The sequence below is a fragment of the Tersicoccus sp. Bi-70 genome (genome assembly GCF_001968825.1).
Classification (GTDB): domain Bacteria; phylum Actinomycetota; class Actinomycetes; order Actinomycetales; family Micrococcaceae; genus Tersicoccus.
Map to the genome: position 1 here is coordinate 23,364 of NZ_MIEU01000014.1, position 20,957 is coordinate 44,320.

Annotated in this window: 19 protein-coding genes; 5 read left to right on the plus strand and 14 right to left on the minus strand. The window is 72.1% G+C overall.

The genetic code is table 11. The annotated features are described in order from the left end of the window. Positions 1-159: 159 nt before the first annotated feature. Positions 160-1,320: a glycoside hydrolase family 76 protein gene (locus BGP79_RS11200; RefSeq protein ID WP_076695567.1), complete on the plus strand. Its 1,161-nt coding sequence runs from the start codon at positions 160-162 to the stop codon at positions 1,318-1,320. 45 nt (positions 1,321-1,365) lie between these two features. On the opposite strand, the gene BGP79_RS11205 is transcribed toward BGP79_RS11200, so the two are convergent. Further along, positions 1,366-2,208: a phosphatase PAP2 family protein gene (locus BGP79_RS11205; RefSeq protein WP_076695569.1), complete on the minus strand. Its 843-nt coding sequence runs from the start codon at positions 2,206-2,208 to the stop codon at positions 1,366-1,368. Positions 2,209-2,307: 99 nt separating this feature from the next. Between BGP79_RS11205 and BGP79_RS11210 the strand changes: the two genes are divergently transcribed. After that, positions 2,308-2,850 (plus strand): NUDIX hydrolase family protein, encoded by a 543-nt coding sequence (locus BGP79_RS11210; RefSeq protein WP_076695571.1) that lies wholly within the window; start codon positions 2,308-2,310, stop codon positions 2,848-2,850. A 2-nt stretch (positions 2,851-2,852) separates the two neighbouring features. Here BGP79_RS11210 and BGP79_RS11215 read toward each other — a convergent pair whose 3' ends face one another. The 8 genes from BGP79_RS11215 to BGP79_RS11250 all read right to left on the minus strand — a co-directional run bounded on the left by BGP79_RS11215 (position 2,853) and on the right by BGP79_RS11250 (position 9,231). Continuing rightward, positions 2,853-3,875 carry an FUSC family protein gene (locus tag BGP79_RS11215; RefSeq protein WP_076695573.1) on the minus strand — a complete coding sequence of 341 codons (1,023 nt, stop codon included), beginning with the start codon at positions 3,873-3,875 and terminating at the stop codon, positions 2,853-2,855. A gap of 120 nt (positions 3,876-3,995) precedes the next feature. Further along, the gene (locus tag BGP79_RS11220; RefSeq protein WP_143588402.1) at positions 3,996-4,223 is read right to left on the minus strand and encodes a hypothetical protein; all 228 of its coding nucleotides are present in this window, start codon (positions 4,221-4,223) and stop codon (positions 3,996-3,998) included. A gap of 68 nt (positions 4,224-4,291) precedes the next feature. Then, complete coding sequence (locus tag BGP79_RS11225; RefSeq protein ID WP_076695577.1) at positions 4,292-5,107, minus strand: hypothetical protein; 816 nt, start codon at positions 5,105-5,107, stop codon at positions 4,292-4,294. Continuing rightward, on the minus strand, positions 5,104-6,006 hold the full coding sequence (locus BGP79_RS11230; RefSeq protein ID WP_076695579.1) for an ABC transporter ATP-binding protein: 903 nt from the start codon (positions 6,004-6,006) through the stop codon (positions 5,104-5,106). Before BGP79_RS11230 ends, BGP79_RS11225 begins: the two co-directional genes overlap by 4 nt. After that, positions 6,003-7,547, minus strand: a complete 1,545-nt coding sequence (locus tag BGP79_RS11235; protein WP_076695581.1) for a PH domain-containing protein — start codon at positions 7,545-7,547, stop codon at positions 6,003-6,005. Before BGP79_RS11235 ends, BGP79_RS11230 begins: the two co-directional genes overlap by 4 nt. A 4-nt stretch (positions 7,548-7,551) precedes the next feature. Beyond that, positions 7,552-8,088 carry a PH domain-containing protein gene (locus BGP79_RS11240; RefSeq protein ID WP_083701837.1) on the minus strand — a complete coding sequence of 179 codons (537 nt, stop codon included), beginning with the start codon at positions 8,086-8,088 and terminating at the stop codon, positions 7,552-7,554. Positions 8,089-8,164: 76 nt separating this feature from the next. Beyond that, entirely contained in the window at positions 8,165-8,338 is a 174-nt protein-coding gene (locus tag BGP79_RS16635; protein WP_198928468.1) for an aureocin A53 family class IId bacteriocin, read from the minus strand. A 257-nt stretch (positions 8,339-8,595) separates the two neighbouring features. Continuing rightward, complete coding sequence (locus BGP79_RS11250; protein WP_076695585.1) at positions 8,596-9,231, minus strand: response regulator transcription factor; 636 nt, start codon at positions 9,229-9,231, stop codon at positions 8,596-8,598. A 223-nt stretch (positions 9,232-9,454) separates the two neighbouring features. Between BGP79_RS11250 and tgt the strand changes: the two genes are divergently transcribed. Then, entirely contained in the window at positions 9,455-10,738 is a 1,284-nt protein-coding gene (gene tgt, locus BGP79_RS11255; RefSeq protein ID WP_076695587.1) for a tRNA guanosine(34) transglycosylase Tgt, read from the plus strand. Positions 10,739-10,754: 16 nt separating this feature from the next. On the opposite strand, the gene BGP79_RS11260 is transcribed toward tgt, so the two are convergent. The 4 genes from BGP79_RS11260 to BGP79_RS11275 form a co-directional block, all read right to left on the minus strand. After that, on the minus strand, positions 10,755-12,338 hold the full coding sequence (locus BGP79_RS11260) for a DUF6297 family protein (RefSeq protein ID WP_076695589.1): 1,584 nt from the start codon (positions 12,336-12,338) through the stop codon (positions 10,755-10,757). Then, complete coding sequence (locus BGP79_RS11265; protein ID WP_076695996.1) at positions 12,335-13,024, minus strand: ABC transporter ATP-binding protein; 690 nt, start codon at positions 13,022-13,024, stop codon at positions 12,335-12,337. The genes BGP79_RS11260 and BGP79_RS11265 overlap by 4 nt, the downstream gene beginning before the upstream one ends. Positions 13,025-13,092: 68 nt before the next feature. Continuing rightward, positions 13,093-13,686, minus strand: a complete 594-nt coding sequence (locus tag BGP79_RS11270; RefSeq protein ID WP_076695591.1) for a DUF4126 domain-containing protein — start codon at positions 13,684-13,686, stop codon at positions 13,093-13,095. Between the two features lie 74 nt (positions 13,687-13,760). Next, a complete protein-coding gene (locus tag BGP79_RS11275) occupies positions 13,761-14,477 on the minus strand; it encodes a queuosine precursor transporter (protein ID WP_076695593.1) in 717 nt (238 codons plus the stop codon). A 237-nt stretch (positions 14,478-14,714) separates the two neighbouring features. Here BGP79_RS11275 and BGP79_RS11280 point away from each other — a divergent pair, with 237 nt between their 5' ends. Next, on the plus strand, positions 14,715-15,569 hold the full coding sequence (locus tag BGP79_RS11280) for a PfkB family carbohydrate kinase (protein ID WP_076695595.1): 855 nt from the start codon (positions 14,715-14,717) through the stop codon (positions 15,567-15,569). 116 nt (positions 15,570-15,685) lie between these two features. On the opposite strand, the gene BGP79_RS11285 is transcribed toward BGP79_RS11280, so the two are convergent. After that, entirely contained in the window at positions 15,686-16,522 is an 837-nt protein-coding gene (locus tag BGP79_RS11285; protein WP_076695597.1) for an alpha/beta fold hydrolase, read from the minus strand. Positions 16,523-16,874: 352 nt separating this feature from the next. Between BGP79_RS11285 and BGP79_RS11290 the strand changes: the two genes are divergently transcribed. Then, positions 16,875-20,924, plus strand: a complete 4,050-nt coding sequence (locus BGP79_RS11290) for a S8 family serine peptidase (RefSeq protein WP_083701839.1) — start codon at positions 16,875-16,877, stop codon at positions 20,922-20,924. Positions 20,925-20,957: the final 33 nt, after the last annotated feature.

Here is a 20,957-nt window from a genome sequence, read left to right on the forward strand (position 1 = left end):
TGTCGTTGATCCGGGCGCCGTCGGGCGGCCGGTCGCGGGCGCCCCTGGGCCACCCGCCGCTGTCAGCCTAACGCCGGTCGGTGCGGCGTCCCGTCGACGCGTGGGGCCATCCGGGGCGCGCGACGGTCCGGCCGGCGGCCCGTCCGTAGGCTGGGCCCCATGAGCGCCTCCACGAGCAGTCCCGCACCGGTGCGGGCCGCCGTCGCCGCGGGATCCGTCACCACCCTGTTCGGGCACCGCCTGCTGCACCTGCCCGGCACGCACCTGGCCGCCGTGCGCTGGCCGCGGCACCGGGCGTCCGACCTGCGCGGGCCCTGGCACTACTGGTGGCAGGCCCACTACCTCGACTGTCTCGTCGACGCGGGCTGGCGGGAGCACCGGGCGGGACTGCCGTCGACGTCGCTGCACCGGGGCCAGCAGCTGCTGCTCGGCATCCGGCTGCGCAACCTGTTCCGCTACCCGAACCACTACTACGACGACATGGCCTGGCTCGCCCTCGCCGCGGAACGGCTGGACGAGCTGACCCGGGCGGTCACCGGCTCCGCGGGCGGCCGGTGCCGGGCCGTGGTCACCGCGCTCGGGCCGCGGCTGATCAGTGCGAGCACCGACGACGCCGGCGGTGGCGTCTACTGGAACACGAAGCGCACCTTCAAGAACACGCCCGCGACGGCGCCGGCCGCGCTGTTCTTCGCCCGCGCCGGTCAGCCCGACCGCACCCGGGCGCTCACCGACTGGCTGCGCGACCGCCTGCTCGATGCCGAGTCCGGCCTCTACCTCGACGGGCTCCAGCTCGGTGGCGCGCGGGTCGAGACCGTCCGCGACCGCTACACCTACAACCAGGGCCCGGTGCTGGGCGCGCTGCTGGCCCTCGGCCGGCCGGACGACCTGACCGCCGCGGCGCAGCTGATCCACGCCGTCGACGCCGGGTTGACGCGCCCGTCGAACGGTGCCCTCCGGGTGCTGATCACGCACGGCGACGGGGACGGCGGGCTGTTCACCGGCATCCTGACCCGGTATCTCGCCACCGCCGCCACCGACGCCCGGCTGGACCCCGCGGCCCGGGCGACGGCGGCGCGGCTGGTCACGGACACGGCCGACGCGCTCTGGGCCGGCCGACGGCGGGTCGGGGCGGAGGAGTCGCCGTCGTGGGCGGCCGGGGGGCCGGACACGGGTGCGCTGGTCTTCTCGGCCGACCCGCTGGTGGATGCCGCAGCGGCGTATCCGGTGGGCACTCCCGTCGAGCTGTCCACCCAGCTGCAGGCGTGGATGGCTCTGGAGGCCGCCGCGGTGTGCGCCGACGGGACGGATCCCGCCGCCTGACGCTCGCCCGCGTCAGGGCCGTGTCCGGTTGAAAAAGTGAGCGCGTCAGGCCGGATCGGGACGACCCGGATCGGGACGGCTCGGATCGGGACGGCTCGGGTCGGATCGGCTCGCGTCGGAGCGGCTCGGGTCCCCGGCCGGCTCCCCGCCGCGCCGCCCCGTCGGACGCCAGGTGTCGATCCCGACGACGACGCCGAGGATGGCGACGGCGAGCAGGGCGGACGCCGTGACGTCGGTGAGCCAGTGGTAGCCGAGGTAGAGCCGGCTGAACGCGACGACGAACACCGCGACGAGCGCCCCGGCCAGTGCCACCCACCGGCCGGCACCCCGGCGTCGGCCCGCCGTCGTCGCCCCGTGACGGAAGAACAGCAGGTAGACGAGCACGAAGGTGAAGGTCGCGGTGCCCAGGGTGTGCCCGGACGGGAACGAGTAGGAGGCGTCGGCGCCCATCAGCATGTCCGCCACGGGCGGCCGCCCGCGACCGGCGATCGACTTGATGCCGACGATGCAGGCCACGGCCACGGCCATCGCGCCGGCGAGCAGCACGGGCCGCCACCAGTGCCGGCTGCGCGCCAGCCACACCACCACGGTGACGAGACTGATGATGATCATCCCGGTCGGGGCGGTGATCGTGGTGATCACCTCGAGCGTGGTGGTCAGCGGCGGAATGCGGTGCTGCAGCAGCCAGGCCAGCAGGGGGATGTCCCAGCGCGAGAGGTCCTCCTTGTGCGTCCACCAGTCCCAGATGCGGGTGAACATGAGCAGGCCGCCGACCACCAGGATCGCGGCGACGACGAGGCGGGTGCGCCGGGGACCGGCCATCGGAGGCTCGGCGAAGCGGTCGGCGAGGGAGATCGGCTGCCGGCGCAGCGGCGCGGAGGAGGACACAGGGGAAGCGTAGGCCACCCGGCTCGGAGGCCCCCGTGTGCGGCCGGTCGGCTGCGTGGCGGTGGGGCGCCCGGCCCCCGATCGGATAGAACAGAGGACATGAGCAACGTGCGCACGCCCGACCCGTACCCCGGATGGCTCTCTCCGGAGGACCTCCACGAGGCACGCCAGCGGCTACCCATGGTGTACGTGGAGGCCCTGCCGGTCCGCGTCGACACCCTCGGTTATGTGACCGAGATCGGGTTGCTGCTGACCGCGAGCGACGAGGGCGAGATGGTCCGCACCTTCGTCTCCGGCCGCGTCCTGTACCGGGAGTCGATCCGCGCGGCGCTGCTGCGCCACCTCGAGAAGGACCTCGGCCCGTTCGCGCTGCCGCAGATCCCGCCGTCGCCCGTGCCGTTCACGGTCGCCGAGTACTTCCCGTCGCCGTCGCCCTCGCCCTACACGGACGACCGGCAGCACGCCGTCGCGCTCGCCTATGTCGTACCGGTGACCGGGGAGTGCACTCCGCGCCAGGACGCCCTGCAGCTGTCATGGCTGACGCCGGACGAGTGCCTGAGCGACGGCGTGCAGGCGGAGTTCGTGGGCGGCCGCGGGAACCTCGTCCGGCAGGCGCTGGCCCACGTCGGCTGGGGTCGCTGACCTCAGCCCTGCGGTGCCCGCTGCCGGCGGATCCGTTCCACCACCGGGCTGAGCACCACGACGACGGCCACCGCCACGGCGGCACCGATCACCGTCTCGATCGCCCGGCTGAACACCAGCTGCTCGACCGGCATCGGGTTGCCCAACTGCACCATGCACAGGGCCAGGGGCGTGATGAAGATCAGGGCCGTGGCGTAGTGCCGGATGACGAACAGCTCGCCGAGGAACTGCAGGACGATGACGACGATCGCCAGCGGCCACGGGCTCGGGTGGAAGCCGAGGATGACGGCGGTCAGCGCGACACCGGCGAGGGTGCCGACCACGCGGTGGATCGCCCGGCTGACGCGGGCGGGCGCGTCCGGGGCGGCGATCGCGGCGATGCCGGCGACCATCGCCCAGTTGCTGTGCCCGGCGCCGGAGAGCTGACCGAGCAGGCCCGCGACCAGCGCGACGACGAGGAACTGACTGCCGTGCCACGCGAGCTGGGCGGGGCTGAAGGAGCCGCCGGGCAGGGCGGCGCCGTCGCCCATGCCGGGGAGGACACGCGAGAGCACCCCCAGCAGCACGCAGAAGACGACGGTCGCGACGGCGACGCCAAGGCCCGACAGGAACGACGGGGGCGTCGGCAGCGCCGCGATCGACGTGAACGCGAAGACGAAGAACACCGAGCCGCTGGGCTTGAAGCCGACGGCGGCGGCCACGACCGCGCCCAGGGCGGCGACGACCGCGCCGATCAGCACGATGCTCAGCCCGCTGACCTGCGCGTGCGCACTCGACAGGCCGAGGGCCAGGCAGATGAGGATGATGACGCCGGCGAGGGACTGGTGGACGACCCGGCGGCGCAGCGTCTCCCGCTTGGCGTAGATGCCGGTGAACGAGCCGAAGGCCGCGAACACGGCCAGGTCGGCCCGTCCCAGGATCATCACGAGCAGCAGCGGCACCGCGATACCGACGGCGATCCGCGCTGCCGAGAGGTGATCGGCCTGCGCGGGACCGAACCTGAAGAAGTCGCGAACACCCGTCACGTCATCCAGCACATCACACCGGCGGGACGGAAGACCTGGATCGGGGCGGTTCCGTCGCGGATCTCACGCCCGCCGGGATCAGCCGGGAGGCGCCTCAGCGTCCGGCGCCCCGCGCCGCGGTCAGTGGCCGGTGCCCGTGCCCGACGGGCGACCGCGCCGGGTGACGACGGCGTGCGTGACACCCGCCGCGGCCAGCCCGACGACGATGCTGATGATGGCCCGCACCACCACGGGCAGCTCGGTGCCGACCGCGAGCAGAACGGCGACGGCGGTGATGGCCAGGATCAGGGCAGCGGTGGCGGCACGGTCGGCGGTCTTGTTCTTCACGGTGGTGGTCCTGTTCGTCACGGTGATCGGTCCTTCGCGGTGGTCGCTGCTGTGCGGTGGTCGATGCTGCGGGTTCGTCACGAGCGGGCTCACGCGTCCTGGCGACGGAAGCGGACGAGCGCCAGCAGGGCCACACCGAGCCCCCAGACCGCCAGGCCCGCCTGACCGGTGAGCATCGATCCCACCCCGGTGGACGGGAGCGCGGTGACCCCGATGGCTCGGAACATCAAGGGCGTCGGCGTCGCCTCGACGGTACCGCCGACGATGTCCTGCAGCTGCGGTGGCAGCGCCGCGCCGAGCGCCCCGAGCGCGAGAGGCAGGATGACCAGCACGCCGAGCAGGATCAGCACGGCGCCCGAGGACCGTCCCACGAGCGAGGCGGCACCGAAGGCGAGCAGCGTCAGGCTCGAGGACGCGACCACCACGAGCAGCACGCCGAGCGCGACCCACGGCGCGGCCTCCAGCGTTCCCACGAGGCAGCCGATCCCGCCGACCAGCGCCGCCGGGACCGCGGCCGCGACGGCGCCGAGGACGACGTGGGCGAGGGCGCGGGCCAGGAAGAGGCGTCGCCGGTCCGGCACGAGCGTCAGGGCGACGCGCACGTGGCCGCCGGTGTCCCGGCCGACGCCGAGCGCCGTGCCGATGGCGACGGAGAGTGCCGCGAGGAACCCGGACACCTCGAGCGGCAGCGTCGCCACCTGCCGCGGCACCGTCTCGGTGATGAACAGGATGACGGCGAGCGTGCCGAACCCTCCCAGGACGGCCAGCGCCGTCGCGGTGATCAGGGTCCCCCGCAGGCCTCCCCGGCGGGTGAGCCGGCGCAGTTCGGCCCGGGCGACCAGGAGCAGGTCCTGCGGGGCCGGCCTCCCGGACGCGGCCTCGATCGCCGCGGCGGTCTGACTCATCGGAGCCGCTCCCCTTCCGGTTCGGTCAGCAGGTCGAAGTAGGTCTCCTCCAGGGAGCGGGACACCGCGGCGAGGTGGCTCAGGCCGGCACCGCACGCGAACGCGATCCGGCCGACCTCGGTGGCGGCCAGTCCCTGGACGAGGACGCCCGCCCCGTCGGGACGGTGCTCCACTCCGCGCTGCCGTAGCTGGTCGAGCACGCGGGGCAGGTCGGGCGACTCCAGATAGACGCTCGAGACCGTCGCCCCCGTGGACACGAACTCGTCGAGCGTTCCCTGCGCCGCCACCCGCCCCTCACGCAGCATCACCACGCGGTCGGCGACCATCGACAGTTCGCTCATGTGGTGCGAGGAGAGCAGGACGGTGGCGCCGTCCCGGGCCATCTGGGCGATGAACGAGCGGAACCACTGGATGCCGTCGGGGTCCAGCCCGTTGACCGGCTCGTCGAGCACGAGGATCCGGGGGTGGCACACCGTGGCCGCGGCGATCCCGAGCCGCTGCCGCATCCCGAGGGAGAAGGTGCGGACGGGTGCGGATCCGACGTGGTCCAGCCCGCTGAGCGTCAGCGCCCCCCGGGCTCGGGCCCGCGTCACCGCCTGGGTGTCGCAGACGTACTCGAGGAAGCCGAGCGCGCTCACCTGCGGCGGGATCCACTCGGCCGACAGGAACACGCCCATCAGCAGCCCCGGGTGGGACGCGGAGCCGGGCTCGCCGCCGTCGATCATGACCCGGCCCGCATCGGGCCGGGCCAGGCCCGTCACCATCCGCAGCACCGTCGTCTTGCCCGCCCCGTTCGGTCCCACGAAGCCCGTCACGGCGCCCGCGGGTGCCGTGAAGGAGACGTCCGTGACGGCGGCACGGGTGCCGAAGGACTTGCTGACCCCCCTCACCTCGATCATGATGCTGCGCTCGCTCTCTCGCGTCGTTCCCGAGCCAGGGGCAGGGATGTGCGGCTGATGGAGGCGCCGAGGGCACTGCTCACGGCGGGACGGGCGGTGACGGCGGTGAGCGCGCGGGAGCGGGCCGCCCAGTAGTGGGCGCGGACCAGCCGCACCCCGTGCTCGCCCGGGCCGAACGCGGTCACCAGATGCACCGATCGTGCGGAGACGATCAGCTCGGTCTCCACCAGGTGGCGGACCGTCCACACCGCGGAGGCGTCCCGGAGGGCGAGCCGCGCGGTGATCAGCCGGCCGGCGAGGAGCAGCAGGGCGACCACCAGCAGCCCGGCGGCCAGCGACACCGCGAGCGGGAAGCCCCGGTCCCGGACGGCCAGCACCACCGGCACCGGGATCGCGGCGACGGCGAGCAGGACGACGGCAGCACGCGGGAAGGACCGGCGGCCGGAGGCGGCCAGCAGGTCGATGGGCGCCTGCCCCGGGAAGAGCGCGTGCACGATGGCGGTCACCGTGGGGCGAGGCAGCGAGGGCAGCACCAGGTTGGTCCCCAGCTGGGCGGTGGAGTCGGCGGTGATCAGCGAGACGCGGACCCGGTCCGCCAGCATCTCGACGGCATTCCGGTGCGCCCGCACCCCCACCACGGTCGAGGCGCGGATCTCCCGCTCGTGGCGCTCGATCAGTCCGTAGCGGATGGTGATCAGGTCCCGTCCCGCGTACACCTCGAACCCGTGGAACCGCACGAGGGTCATCAGGAATCCGAGGCCGAGGGCGACGACGACCAGGGCCACCGCCAGCAGCGGGCCCGAGGCCACCATCGTCAGGGTCTGGTCCAGCAGTCCGGCCTGGTCCACCAGGTCCATCATCGCGGCCGCAGCGGTGGTGCCCAGCACGACGAACTGTCCGTAGGCGAGGCTGGCGACCAGCAGTTCCCCGGAGCTCGCCCGGTAGACCAGCCGCCCGGCGGCGGGACCCAGCGCCTCGCCCGCGCCGGACCCGGGTTCGGGCGCCACGGCGGTCTGCTCGTCGGGCCCGGGCCCGGCGTCGGGAACCAGCGGTCCGGCGTCGGCTCCGACGTCAGCTCCGGCGTCGGCATCGACCCCGGCGACGGGACCGCGATGCGCCTGCACGGCGGCGGACCACGCGCGGATCGTGGCGTCGGGCAGTCCGTTGAGCGTGAGCACGGTGTCGTCGTCCCCGCCCACGCGCAGCGACACGATGCCGAGCCGGAGCAGTCGGTGGGACCAGGGCGCCTCGATGTCCAGGACGACGACGCTGTGCCAGCCGATGGTCCGGGAGGTGCGCACCACCAGGCCGGTGCGCAACCGCAGCTGGTCCGCCGTGCTCGACCAGGTGGTGGTCAGCCAGGAGTACAGGGGATGGATCAGGCGCGCCGCCAGCAGCAGCCCGATGATCACCCAGGCCCATCGGCCCGGCCACAGGTCCGGCTCGAGGCCGTAGATCACCGCGGCGGACACCAGGCCCGCGATGCTGGGCAGGTAGTGCAGATACGCCGCGAGCAGGGCGGAGGCGGGCAGTCGCGTCATCGGGTCACGCCTCGGCCGACGGCTCGTCGTCCGCGTCCAGGTACGCGGAGAGGGCGCGGGAACGCACGGACTCCGCCTCGGCCACGGTCAGAGGCCCGAGGGGTTCGACCTCGCTGATGCAGGTGAAGGTGACGCGCGCCAGTCCCCAGTGGCGCAGCAGCGGACCCTCGTTCACGGTGACGTTCAACAGTTGTGCCGTGGCGATCGTCGTTTCCCGCACGAGAAGACGGCCGTGCCGGATACGCACACTCGAGGCGTCGACGGAATACCGGGTATTGCGGACGGACCACCGATTGAACAGACACAGATCGGCGACCGTTCCCACCACCACGACGACAAGAAGAATACCGAGCACGAGGAATCGCCACGATTCCGGCAGGAAGAGAAGAATGCCCGCGGAGAGTACCGCCGTCACCGGCAGGACGGTGAGGAGCGACCGGATGGTGGTGTAGCGCAGGGCCACCGGTGGCAGCGTCGACCCGGGCAGCGCCTGACGGCGGGACGGCCCCTCCGTCACCGCTGTGCTCTGCTGTGTCTGCATGAGACCTTCCTCGTCGAATGCCGACGAGCGGCCGGGCGCCGTGAGGCACCCGACCGCTCACCGTGCGTCGCTGGCGTCAGGCCAGGCCGAGGTGCTGCAGGATCCAGTGCAGGATCGTGCCGTAGGCGATCCCCCGGTCCAGCCACTTCAGCACGGTACGCCAGTTGTTCTTCGCCCAGCTGGCGGCCTTCGCGACCTTCGAAGCCCCGTACTTCCATGCCTGCTTCAGCACCCAGGCGACGAATTTCAAGACTCTCCACATTGGCTTTTCCCCTTGCTTGAACGACTGCTCGAGACCCGATTCCTTGAACCCCTCGGGCTGTGTTCAACGCTAGGTTTGCCGCCCATTCCTGCCTATTGGTCGTTCGTCTCGACCTGGTGGCCATTCGTCGCGATCCGCTGGCCTTTCGTCGGGTCCGGTCAGCCGTTCGTCTCGACGCCGTCGACGCGAGTAGGTCCGACATAGCCGGAAGTCGACACCGAGCACCGCCGTGAGGCCGGGACCGGTCAGCTCCGCACGGCGTCATGCTCCACGACCCCCGCCCCGATCGCCCGGATGACCACCTGCACCCGGTCCCGGGCGTTCCACTTCGACATCACGCGACTGAGGTGTGCCTTGACCGTGGCCTCGGCGATGTGGAGTGACTGGGCGATCTCGGTGTTCGTCGACCCCTTCATCAGCTGCGTCACGACGGCGTGCTCCCGTTCCGAGAGCGTCTCGTGCTGCCGCAGGGGCGAGCGGCTCCCGGAGCTGAGGTACTGGCTGACCATCTCGAGCGTCAACCGCATGATGGTCCGGGACGCGTACACGTGGCCCGCGGAGACCTCCCGGACCGCTGCGACCAGCTCCTCCGCGGTGGCGTCGGCGCCGACGACCCCGCGGGCGCCGGCGGCGAACATCCGCGCCGTCGCATCCGCGCACCGCACGGTGACCACGGCGATCACCTGGACGTCCGGGCTGCCGCGCAGCAGGTCCACCACGTCCAGGGCGCTGGCCAGCGCGTCCGCGCGGGCGTCGAGGAGGACGAGCGGGGCTGCCCGGGACCGGCACGCCGTGGCGAGGTCCAGTCCGTCGGCGAGGTGGACCTCGGCGGCATCGATGTCGTCCTGATGGGCGAGCAGCCCGGACAGGGCACAGCACATCAAACTCTCCGAGGACGCGACCAGGACCCGAGTCGACGACATCGTCTATCCCCCCATAGATGGTGTGGTCCGCACGGCCGACAGGATCCGACGGCGCGAACCCGATCAACATAGCCTCCTCCTGCACCACCCCGCACCTGTCGCTGCAGAAAGTTGCAGAGGTGCAACGCGGGCCGTCCCGCGGCAGCGCGGGCGCCGAGCTGCCCGCTGGCAGAATGGACCGATGCCTCACGACGACTTCTCCTTCCGCGTCACCGCCCGCCTGAACGAGACGACGTCGTCGGCCGGGGCGGGGCGCGCGGGCGTCATCGACACCCCGCACGGGCCGATCCGCACCCCCGCCTTCATCCCCGTCGGGACGCAGGCCGCGGTCAAGGCCGTGCTGCCCGAGGCGATCGCCGAGCTCGGCGGCCAGGCCGTCCTCGCCAACGCCTACCACCTCTACCTGCAGCCCGGCGCGGACATCGTCGACGAGGCGGGTGGGCTCGGCCGGTTCATGAACTGGCCCGGTCCCACGTTCACCGACTCCGGCGGCTTCCAGGTGATGAGCCTGGGCAGCGGCTTCAAGAAGGTCATCTCGATGGACCTGCCGGCCGGCGACCAGGGCGTCGACGACGCCGTCGCTCCCGGCAAGGAGCGGCTGGCGGACGTCGACGAGGACGGCGTCTGGTTCCGCTCCCACCTCAACGGCGACCGCCACCGGTTCACGCCCGAGGTGTCGATGGGCATCCAGCACCAGCTCGGCGCGGACATCATGTTCGCCTTCGACGAGCTGACCACCCTGATGAACTCGCGCGGCTACCAGGAGGAGTCCCTCGAACGGACCCGCCGCTGGGCACAGCGCTGCCTCGACGAGCACGCCCGGCTCACCACGGAGCGGACCGGCAGGCCCTACCAGGCCCTGTTCGGCGTCATCCAGGGCGCCCAGTACGAGGACCTGCGCCGCAAGGCCTGTACCGACCTGGCGGAGATGCGCGCGGCGACAGCCGGCGGGGACGGCCACGGCTTCGACGGCTACGGCATCGGCGGCGCGCTGGAGAAGGAGAACCTCGGCACGATCGTCGGCTGGTGCGCCCAGGAGCTGCCCGAGGACCGGCCGCGCCACCTGCTCGGCATCTCCGAGCCGGACGACGTGTTCACCGCGATCGAGAACGGCGCCGACACCTTCGACTGCGTCTCCCCCACCCGCGTCGCCCGCACGTCCGCGGTCTACACCCGGGACGGCCGGATCAACCTGGCCGGTGCAAGGTACAAGCGCCAGTTCACGCCCATCGACGAGACCTGCGACTGCTACACCTGCGCCCACTACACGGTCGCGTACCTGCGGCACCTGTTCAAGGCGAAGGAGATGAACGCCTCCACGCTGGCGTCGATCCACAACGAGCGGTTCGTGGTGCGGATGGTCGACGACGCGCGGCGGGCGCTGGAGGACGGCTCGTTCCTCGACCTGAAGACCGAGGTGCTGGGCCGCTATTACGGCACGCGGATGACGACGCCGGCCGGCTGAGGCGGGTCGCTCCCCCTCAGGACGTGATCGGCGGGGTGGTCGCGATGAGGACGACGACGAGCACCACGACGGCCTGCGCCACGATCAGCAGCGGCGCGGTCGCGCCGATCACCAGGGCGACGACGACGGGGACCAGCACGACGACGGCGAGGTCCGGCCCCTGTGACATCGTGGCGAGCGCGGAGGACGGCAGGTAGCCGAACGGGGTCGGGATCGGTGGTGCGGAGAAGTCCACGGGTGGCCGGTACGCCGATCGGACGGCGCAGGCTCCCAGCCCGAGGCCCGCGATCGCTCCGACGGCGATGAGACCGGGATCCGCGGCGCCGAGCAGGACCAGGCCGGCGCACAGCACCGTCATCATGCCCCCGAGCAGCAGGGCGGGGACCGCGGCGTGGAGCTGCCGGGTGCGCGCGGCCGAGAGCGGGAGCAGGCCGTCGAGCTCGGTCATCGCCGCGCCGGCACGCACCGTCCGGGCGGCCGTGGCCATCCCAGCGAGCGCCGTGAGCACGAGTACCAGCGCGACCGGCACCAGGCCGTTCGCCCCGACGATGAACGCCGGCGACCAGGCCGCCGCCGGCAGCACCGCGAGGGTCCACGAGCCGCGCTGCCGCACGGCGCTGATCGCGTCCGCGGCCAGCAGCGCGCCGACGGCGGTACGGACGCGGGCGATCCACCGGTGTGCCCGCGTGGTCGAGGCGACGGCAGACGGTCCCGTCCGCACCAGCTCGTCGGCGCCACCCGTGATGGCCCAGAGCTGCAGCATCTGGACGGCGCCACCACCGCGGGCGAGTTCGGACGTCGTGATGGTGCCGAGCCGACGACGTACCGCGAGCCACCCGACGGCGACGACGGCCGCGAGCGCCACCGGGGGCCACACCGCGCCGCCGGCGGCGATGACGAACCACCCGGTCGGCGCCGCGGTGAGGACGCCCGCGATCATCGGGACCCCGGTGGGCAGCAACCACCCGGACAGCACCAGGGCGAGACCGGCCGCGGCGGCGGCCACCCCCAGCCCGGCCGTCACCCGGCGCATCAGCGGGACGCGCCCGGCGGCCTGAGCGGCGACGGCGACCTCGGCGGCGAGCGCGGCCAGCAGCCCACCGGTGATCGCCCCGAGCACCAGTCCGGGACCGAGGGTGAGGACCGCGAGCACCGGCAGGAGGCACAGCGCGCCCACGGCCGCGGCCGCCAGCACCCGGCTCGCGCCCTGACGCGCCAGCAGGCCCGCGCGGGGAACGGGGGCCCACAGCCACCACGCCAGCTGGGCACGGTCCGGTCCGACGGGCCCGAGCCGCAGGGCGGCACCGAGCGCCGCGGTCGTGAGGATCAGCCCCAGCAGGGGCAGACACGTCGCGGCGGGCAGCACCGCCGCGGCCGGGTCGGTCACCGGGCGCACGACGGTCACGGCACCGAGCTGGTGGTTCAACGCCGTCAGCAGGCCGTAGCCGAACAGCCCGGCGACGCCCACCGAGAGCACCGCGGTGTAGCCGTCGAGGAGCGCCGACGCGGCCGATCGGGTCCGGTGCCGCCGCGAGGCACGTCGGGTGAACGCGGCGGGATCGAATCCGGTGACCGCACCGGCGTCCAGGGTCGCGCTCACGTGCGGGTGCCGGAGATGAGCGCCGCGCCGTCGGCGACCGGGACGAGGCGGACCTCGTCGTCGATCACCAGGCACGTGGTCGCCGTCGCGAGCAGGAGGTCGGGAGCGTGGGTGACGACGACGACGGCACCTCCGTCGCCCGCCCGGTCACGGATCCGGCCGCCCAGGAGTTCGCGCATCACCGGATCGAGCCGCTGCTCCGGTTCGTCCAGCACCAGCAGGTCGGCGGGACGGATGAACCCGGCGGCCAGGAGCAGGCGCCGCCGCTGGCCGGAGGACAATTCCGTGGGCAGGGCGTCGGCGACGGCGGTGATGCCGAAGGCGTCGAGTTCGCGGGCGACCGCCTCGACGGGCTCGCGCATCCCGTGGCCGCGGGCCACCAGTTCGAGGTGCTCCGCGGCGGTCAGGGAGGGGAAGAACGCGTCCTCGTCGAACACGCAGGAGACGGCCGCCCGGAACGCGGCGGCACGGTCGTCGACGAGGAGTCCGCGGAACCGGCACTCGCCGTCGAGGGGAGGCTGGCGGCCGATCATGGTGCGCACCACGGTCGACTTGCCCGCTCCGTTGAAGCCGACGATGCCGAGGACCTCGCCGGGTGACACCGAGGCCGTCACCGGCCCGCACACCGGCGTCGTCCCGTACCCGCAGCTCAGGTCACGGACGCTCAGGATCGCGGTTCCGCTCATGAGCGGCACGCTATCAACCCGGGAGGTCCGGACGGGGGCGAGACGATCCCCGGCAGGCGCGCGACCGCTCAGGCCGCCGACCGCGCCCGTCGCCGCCGACGGAAGTCCCGGTACAGCAGGGCGAGCCCGACCGCGGCGACGATCAGGATCACCACGACGAGCACCGGCAGCAGGACCGCGGCGATCGAGAGGGCCAGGGCGGAGGCGTCCTCGGCGGTGCTGAGGACGGGGGCAGCGGTGCCGACGGATGCGGCGTTCGCGACGGGCCGGGCGGTCGCCTTGACGACGTGGACCGCGAGCGCGGTCACCACCCCCACGACGATCGGCACCCACTGCTGGGACGTGAAGAACGACGCCGGGTCCGTGACCGTCGCGGTCTGGGAGGCCGAACCGGCGCCGAAGACGATGCCACCGGACGTCGGCCGCACGACGGTCTGGATCCAGTCGTTCACCGAGTCCACCGCGGGGATCTTGTCCGCGACCACCTCGAGCACCAGCAGCACCCCGAGGATCCCGAGCACCCAGCCGTTGGAGAGCCAGCCGAACCCGGACGGCAGCGTGACCAGGCCGGTGAACCGGTCGAGCAGCCCGAGCACGAGCAGCGGGATGTAGGCGTTGAGGCCGGAGGACGCGGCCAGCCCGGCCCCGGTCAGGATCTCCATGCCGCGCTCCCCTCGCCGGCCCCGGCGGACTCGTCCGGCCCCGTCGGGGCGTGCCGTCTGGGCTCAGGGTAACCTCAGGCGGCCGGCGGCGTGGCGTAGTCGGGCTCGCGGCGCTTGATCGCCCGGATGACGACCATGGTCAGCGGGCTGACGACGATCTCCACGAGGCACTTGTACAGGTAGCCGGCGATCACGTAGTTGATGAACTGGCCGGTGTCGGCGATGCCGATGACGGGGGCGGCGATCGAGCAGAAGATGAGGGTGTCCGCGAACTCGCCGACCCCGGTGGAGCCGATCAGCCGGCCCCACAGCGCCGACTCCCCGGTGCGCTCCTTCAGCCGCACCAGCACCCACGAGTTGAGCAGCTGCCCGACGACGTAGCCGGCCATGCTGGCGAGCACGATCTGCGGCACCTGGCCCAGGGCGCCTTCGAGCGCACTCTGCTTGGCAACGCCGTAGTCGTCGGTGAACCCGGGCAGGGCGATGATGATGACGAAGGCGAGGGAGGCGAGCAGCGAGAGGGCGAAGCCCGTGATGACGGTCCGCCGGGCGGCCGCAAAGCCGTAGACCTCGCTGAGCACGTCGCCGAGGATGTAGGCGAGCGGGAACAGGAAGAAGCCGCCGTCGGTGACGATGGTGAAGTCGCCGAACACCGGCCCGATCAGCACGCCCTTGGACGCCCCGATGTTCGAGAGGATCAGGATGACGCAGAACAGCGCCACGATGATGTCGAAGAACCGGCGGTTGCGGGTGGCGAACGCGGCGCGGTGGGGCGTGACGGCGACGCTCATGGCAGGGTGACCTCTCGGGTTCGGTGACGGCACCCGTGCGACGGCGCCGCTGCGGTGCGGACGCCGCGGGGTGCGGTGAGGGCCGGCCGCGGGGGACCGCCGACCGGGTGCGAGGGTGCGCCGGACCGCCTGCCACCCGGCCGGTGCGCGCCCGTGGAACGGGCAGAGTCATTCTGTCACGCGACGGCTGCTGCCGCTCCTTTCCCGGGTGGCTGCCCCGGGGTGAAGAATGGACGCATGGCTCAGCTCACCACCGCACCCGACGCGTCCACCCCCGATTCCTCCGAACCCGGGCGGCCGCCCGTCGTCCTGACCATCGCCGGATCGGAGGCCACCGGTGGCGCCGGCGCCCAGACCGACCTGAAGACCTTCCAGCAGTCACGCGTGTTCGGCATCGCGGCCCTGACCTGCATCGTCTCGTTCGATCCGAAGGACAACTGGAACCACCGGTTCGTGCCGGTGGACCCGCAGGTGATCGCCGACCAGCTGGAGGCCATCGCGGCGGCCTACACGATCGACACGGTCAAGATCGGCATGCTGGGCACGCCCGCGACCATCGAGGTCGTCGCCGGCTGGCTGGCGGACCGGAAGCCGAGGACCGTGGTGCTGGATCCGGTGCTGATCTGCAAGGGCCAGGAGCCCGGCGCCGCCCTGGACACCGACCAGGCGCTCCGGCGGCAGATCCTCCCCCACGCGACGTTCGTGACGCCCAACCACTTCGAGTCCGAGCAGCTCTCCGGCGTGGACGACATCGGCTCGGTCGAGGACCTGACCGAGGCCGCCCGCCGGATCCACGAGGCGAGCGGGGCGGTGGTCCTGGCCAAGGGCGGCGTGCGCCTGGCCGGCTCGCAGGCCCAGGACGTGTTCTACGACGGCAGCCGGGTGGACGTGCTGACCGCCCCGAAGATCGGCGAGGTGGCCGTCAGCGGCGCGGGATGCACGCTCGCCGCGGCCGTCGCGGCCGAACTGGCCAAGGGCGCCGATCCGCTGACGGCGGCCCGCTCGGCCAAGTCGCTGGTGACGGCGTCGATCCAGGGCAGGATCACGTCGAACGCGCCGTTCGACGCCGTGTGGCAGGGCGCCGCAGGCTGAAGGCAGCGCCGCAGGCTGGAAAGCAGCGCCGCTGGAAGCCCCGTGACGCACATCGGCGCGGGAACCGTGACGGTTCCCGCGCCGATGTCGCGCCTGCATGGGGGCGCCCCCCGGTGTCAGCGACCGAGGAAGTCCAGCACGACGCGGTTCCACTCGTCGGCATGGCTGACGTTGACGCCGTGCGGGGCGCCGGCGACGACGTACAGCTCGCTGCCGGTGATGGCGGCGTGCGTGCGAGCGCCGGAGCCCTCGAAGGGGACGGTGGCGTCACCGTCGCCGTGGATGACGAGCGTCGGTACGGTCACGGCGGTGAGGTCGTCGCGGAAGTCGGTGGTGCCGAACGCCGTCATGCAGGCCAGAGCGGCCTTCTTGTCCGACTGCAGCGCCAGCGCCAGCGCCTTCTGACGCTCCTCCTCCGAGACCTTCAACTGACCGTCCACGGAGAAGAACTCGGTGGTGAACTGATCGTAGAACTTCTCCTGGTCCGCCGTCAGCGAGGCCGTCATCTCGGCCGCCTGCTTCTTGGTCAGCGGACCGTCCGGGTTGTCGGAGCCCTGCATCATGTACGGCGTGACGGCGGAGGCGAGGACGACGCTGCGCACCCGCTCCGCACCATGGCGCGCGAGATGACGGACGACCTCGCCGCCACCCATCGAGAAGCCGACGATCGTGGCGTCGCGGACGTCGAGCGCCTCGAGCAGAGTGTTCAGGTCCTCGGCGAGGGTGTCGTAGGTGTATCCCGTCAGCGGCTTGTCGCTGCGGCCGAAGCCACGCCGGTCGTAGGTGATGACGCGGTAGCCGGCGTCGGCGAAGGCGCCGACCTGGTGCTCCCAGGACTCGCCGGAGAGCGGCCAGCCGTGGATGAGCACGACCGGGCGGCCGGAGCCCCCAGTGTCGTCGACGTGCAGGTTCGTGTCCTTGAACAGACCGTGGTGAGCAGTGATCTCGGCCAATGGTGCTCCTTCCGTCGTCGCCGGCCCGGTCGGGCCCGCGTGGGCGTCCCGGCACTTGCCGGCGCACGTGTGAATGATTCGGAACCGGCCCCGCCGACGGATGGGAGAATTCGACAGCAGGCTTGTTTTCAGCATCACGGCAGGTCACGGCATGGTCAAGATCTGGTCACGCCTCGTTGACATGTGACCGATTCGACACGAGGGTGGTCTCAACCACTGTCGTTCCCTCGGCGGTGGCCACCGGATCTTCTTCCGGGTCATCACCGCATGCGAGCAGAACTTCCCCGTCGCGCCGCTGCGTCCCGATCGGACGAACGGCGCGATGTTCTGCCCGCCCTCTTCGAGGAGAACCATGAAAAGAGCGCGCAATCGGGCCCTGGGACGGGCCCTGCTGGCAGGCTTGACCGGTGCCGCACTCGTCACGAGTTTCGCGACACCCGCCATGGCCGACCAGAAGCCCGACCCGACCAACCCGGCGCAGGGGCTGAAGTCCCAGCCCGTCAAAGCCTCCAAGATCTCGCCCCGGCTCGCCAGCGCGTCGGGGCAGATTTCTGTCTTCGTCCAGTTCACCGGGCAGGGCGCGTTCGACCGCACCCAGCCCGCCGCCGTCAAACAGGGCACCCAGAAGCCCCTCGCGAAGGCGGCCGAGGTGCGGGCCATCCGCGCGTCCATCACGGCAGCGGCGCAGGCCGCGGCCGGTGCGGCCCGGGCGACCACGCTCTACACCACGACGAACACCATCCCCGGTGTCGCCCTGCGCGGTGACGCCGCGGCCCTGCGAGCGCTCGCCCAGCAGGCCAACGTCGTCAAGATCACCCCGCTGGTCACCAAGCGGATCGACAACAAGGGAACGGACATCGACACCCGCGCCCTCGACTCGTGGGTGCAGACCAAGGCCACCGGTGAGGGCACGACGATCGCGGTGATCGACACCGGTCTTGACTACACCCACACCGACTTCGGTGGCCAGGGCACCGCGGCGGCGTTCGCGGCGGCCAAGGCGTCCCCGACCATCCCGGCCGGTTCCTTCGACGCCGCCAAGTTCGCCGGGGGCTACGACCTGGTAGGCGACGACTACGACGCCGACCCGAGCTCGTCGACCTACCAGCCGGTCCCGAAGCCGGATGCTAACCCGCTCGACTGCAACGGGCACGGCTCCCACGTGGCCGGCACCGCGGCCGGCTACGGCGTCAACAGCGACGGGTCGACCTTCACCGGCGACTACAGCGCGCTGAACGCCGCCACGGTCAACGGCATGCGGATCGGCCCCGGCTCGGCCCCGAAGGCCAAGCTGGTCTCGCTGCGCGTGTTCGGCTGCAACGGTTCCTCCGACGTCGTGGGCGAGGCCCTCGACCGCGTCCTGGACCCCAACGGCGACGGCGACTTCAGCGACCGCGCCCAGATCGTCAACATGTCCCTCGGCAGCGACTGGTCCCCGACCGATGATCCCGAGAACGCCATCGTCGACAACCTGACGGACCAGAACATCCTCTCGGTGGTCGCCTCCGGCAACGCCGGCGACAGCTACGACATCGGCGGTTCCCCGGGCAACGCGAAGTCCTCGCTGACCGTCGCGAACAGCGTCGGCTCCCAGGTCACGCTCGACCGGGTCGACGTGCTCGCCCCGTCCGACGTGGCCGGCCAGGCGCAGGGCCAGTACTCGGCGAACTTCGACTACAACGCCTCGACCGTCACCCCGGAGCAGCTGACCGGCACCGTGGTGCTGCCGGCCAACGTGGCGACCAACAAGTTCGGCTGCCAGCCGTTCCCCGCCGGTTCGCTGACCGGCAAGTGGGTGTGGCTGCAGTGGGAGGAGAACGGTGCCTTCCCGTGCGGCTCGGGCGTGCGGTTCAACAACGCGAAGGCGGCCGGCGCCACGGGCGTCGTGCTCGACTCGCCTCGTGACGTGTTCGACGCCGGCATCGCGGGCAACACCACGATCCCCGGTGTCCAGCTGAACCGGACCTCCTCGGACAAGCTGCGGGCGGCGGCCACCGCCGGCACGCTGCAGGTGCGGCTGAGCCCGGACTACATCGGCACCGCGGACGGTCCGTCGGGTCAGAAGGACCAGCTCAACTCCAGCTCCTCGCGGGGTGTGCACGGCTCCAACGGCATCATCAAGCCCGACATCGCCGCCCCCGGCACCCTGATCGGATCCGCCGCGGTCGGCAGTGGCAACAAGCCGAACGTCAAGACCGGCACCTCGATGGCGACCCCGCACGTGGCCGGCATCGCGGCGCTGGTACGCGGCAAGTACCCGTTCCTCACCGCGACGCAGACCAAGGCGCTCGTGATGAACACGGCCAACCACGACGTGGTGACCGCGAACGGTGCCGTGTACGGCCCGAACCGGGTCGGCTCCGGCCGGGTCGACGCCCTCGACGCGCTGAACACGCCGACCTACGCGTTCGCCGCGCAGGACCCGACGCTGACCAGCGTCAGCTTCGGCGTTCTCGAGGTGGGCACCCAGCCGGTGACCGTGACCAAGAACGTCACCGTCCGGAACAACACGACGTCCCCGATCACCTACGCCGCCGCCTACAAGGCGTCCAGCGAGGTCCCGGGCGTCGCGTACTCGGTGCCGGCCACCGTGGCCGTCCCGGCCGCCGGTTCGGCGACCGTTCCGGTCACCCTGACGATCGCGAACCCGGCCGCCCTGGCCAAGTCGGAGGACCCGTCCCTGGAGGCCACGCAGAGCGACATCGCGCGGCAGTTCATGGCCGAGGCCGCCGGCCGGCTCACCCTGACCGCCGCCGGCAAGCCGAACCTGCGGGTTCCGGTGTACGCGTCGGTCAAGCCGGTGTCGGCGATGTCGGCCGGTACGGTCGCGTTCGGCGCCAACCCGACCAGCACCCTGGTGCCGCTGTCGGGCCGGGGCAACTCGCAGACCGGCTTCGGCGCGATCGTCGGTGGTTTCCAGCTCGGTGCCTCGAGCACCAAGCTGCCGGCGTCGGCCCAGCCGCAGCGTGACGTCCTCGACCTGCAGTACGTCGGGGCGAACAGCTCCGTCCCGGCGGTCTCCGCCGCGGGCGGGAACAGCGACAACGCGCTGGTGAACTTCGGCATCTCCACCTGGGCCAACACCCCGGTGATCTCCGGAGGCACCGAGTACGACGTCGAGGTGGACACCAACGGGGACGGCAAGGCCGACTTCGTCACCTTCACGACCCGCATCCCCGACGTCGACCTGCCCGTGGCGGCCACCTACCCGATCGTCAACGGCGCCCTGGGCGACCAGGTCGACCTGCAGGCCGTCAACGGCCAGACCGGCGCCGTGGACACCAACACCTTCGACACCAACGCCTTCACCATCCCGGTGCAGGCGAAGGCGTACGGCCTGGATCTGACGAAGTCCGCCCCGATCCAGTACCGGGTGTCCAGCTACAACAGCTACAGCAGCGCCGCGGTCGACTCGACCAGCTGGATCGCGTACAACGTGAGCCAGCCGAACGTCGCCTTCGGCAACTCGGACGGCAACGTCCTGTTCAACGACGTGCCGGGAACCGGTCTGCCGGCCCAGCGCGCGGCCTCCGGTGGTGCGGCGCAGGCGCTGTTCCTGCACCTGCACAACGCGACCGGCGACCTGTCGGGCAAGGCGACCACGGGTGACGCGGACGGCGGCCGGGCGCAGGTGGTGCCGGTGACGGTGGCCACCGCTCCGGCGGCGAAGCCGTCCATCCCGTCCGTCTCGACGGTCACCACCGTCGACCCGGCCGGCAACCTGTGGGCCTACCCGGCCGACGGGAACGGCAAGCTCGGCGCCCGCACGAAGATCGGCTCCGGTTGGCAGAACACGAAGTCGACCTCCGTCGTCGACTGGAACGGCGACAAGGTGCTCGACGTCGTCGCCCAGTGGAAGGACGGCCACGTGTCGGTCTACCCGGGCCGCAGCAGCGGTGGGTTCGCTCCCGCCGTGACCCTGGCCTCCTCGGGCTGGGCCGGCAAGACGGTGCTCGCCACCCAGTGGACCCGCACCGGCACGCCGGGCATCCTCGCCATCGAGAGCAACGGCGAACTCCGCTACTACCCGAACACCAGTGGTCGGCTCGGCACGAGCGCGGTGATCGGACGCAGCGGCTGGACCGGGTACGAGCTCAGCGACGCGGACTGGGACAAGGACGGCTCGACCGACCTGGTGGCCCGCAACCGCGCCGGTGACCTGATCCTCTACCGGGGCAACGGTGCCGGCAGCTTCGTCTCCGAGACCCGTCCGGTGATCGGGCGGGGCTGGAACGGTCTGTCCTCGATCGTGGCGCGCGCCGACTTCTCCGGCGCCGGGTCGCTCAGCGTGCTCGCGATCGACGCGAACGGTCAGCTGCGCAACTACCCGGTGGTCAGCAAGTCGATCCGCCCCGCGATCATCGTGGGCGGCGGCTGGGCCGGGTACCGCCTGAGCGAGTGAGTCGGCCGGCGGCCCCTCCCCGGAGGGGCCGCC

Excerpts from the sequence above, each read along its gene's own strand:
- BGP79_RS11200 (WP_076695567.1), top strand. The coding sequence starts at position 160 with ATGAGCGCCTCCACGAGCAGTCCCGCACCGGTGCGGGCCGCCGTCGCC.
- BGP79_RS11210 (WP_076695571.1), top strand. The coding sequence starts at position 2,308 with ATGAGCAACGTGCGCACGCCCGACCCGTACCCCGGATGGCTCTCTCCG.
- BGP79_RS11225 (WP_076695577.1), bottom strand. The coding sequence starts at position 5,107 with ATGAGTCAGACCGCCGCGGCGATCGAGGCCGCGTCCGGGAGGCCGGCC.
- BGP79_RS11230 (WP_076695579.1), bottom strand. The coding sequence starts at position 6,006 with ATGATCGAGGTGAGGGGGGTCAGCAAGTCCTTCGGCACCCGTGCCGCC.
- BGP79_RS11235 (WP_076695581.1), bottom strand. The coding sequence starts at position 7,547 with ATGACGCGACTGCCCGCCTCCGCCCTGCTCGCGGCGTATCTGCACTAC.
- BGP79_RS11240 (WP_083701837.1), bottom strand. The coding sequence starts at position 8,088 with ATGCAGACACAGCAGAGCACAGCGGTGACGGAGGGGCCGTCCCGCCGT.
- BGP79_RS11250 (WP_076695585.1), bottom strand. The coding sequence starts at position 9,231 with ATGTGCTGTGCCCTGTCCGGGCTGCTCGCCCATCAGGACGACATCGAT.
- tgt (WP_076695587.1), top strand. The coding sequence starts at position 9,455 with ATGCCTCACGACGACTTCTCCTTCCGCGTCACCGCCCGCCTGAACGAG.
- BGP79_RS11265 (WP_076695996.1), bottom strand. The coding sequence starts at position 13,024 with ATGAGCGGAACCGCGATCCTGAGCGTCCGTGACCTGAGCTGCGGGTAC.
- BGP79_RS11270 (WP_076695591.1), bottom strand. The coding sequence starts at position 13,686 with ATGGAGATCCTGACCGGGGCCGGGCTGGCCGCGTCCTCCGGCCTCAAC.
- BGP79_RS11275 (WP_076695593.1), bottom strand. The coding sequence starts at position 14,477 with ATGAGCGTCGCCGTCACGCCCCACCGCGCCGCGTTCGCCACCCGCAAC.
- BGP79_RS11280 (WP_076695595.1), top strand. The coding sequence starts at position 14,715 with ATGGCTCAGCTCACCACCGCACCCGACGCGTCCACCCCCGATTCCTCC.
- BGP79_RS11290 (WP_083701839.1), top strand. The coding sequence starts at position 16,875 with ATGAAAAGAGCGCGCAATCGGGCCCTGGGACGGGCCCTGCTGGCAGGC.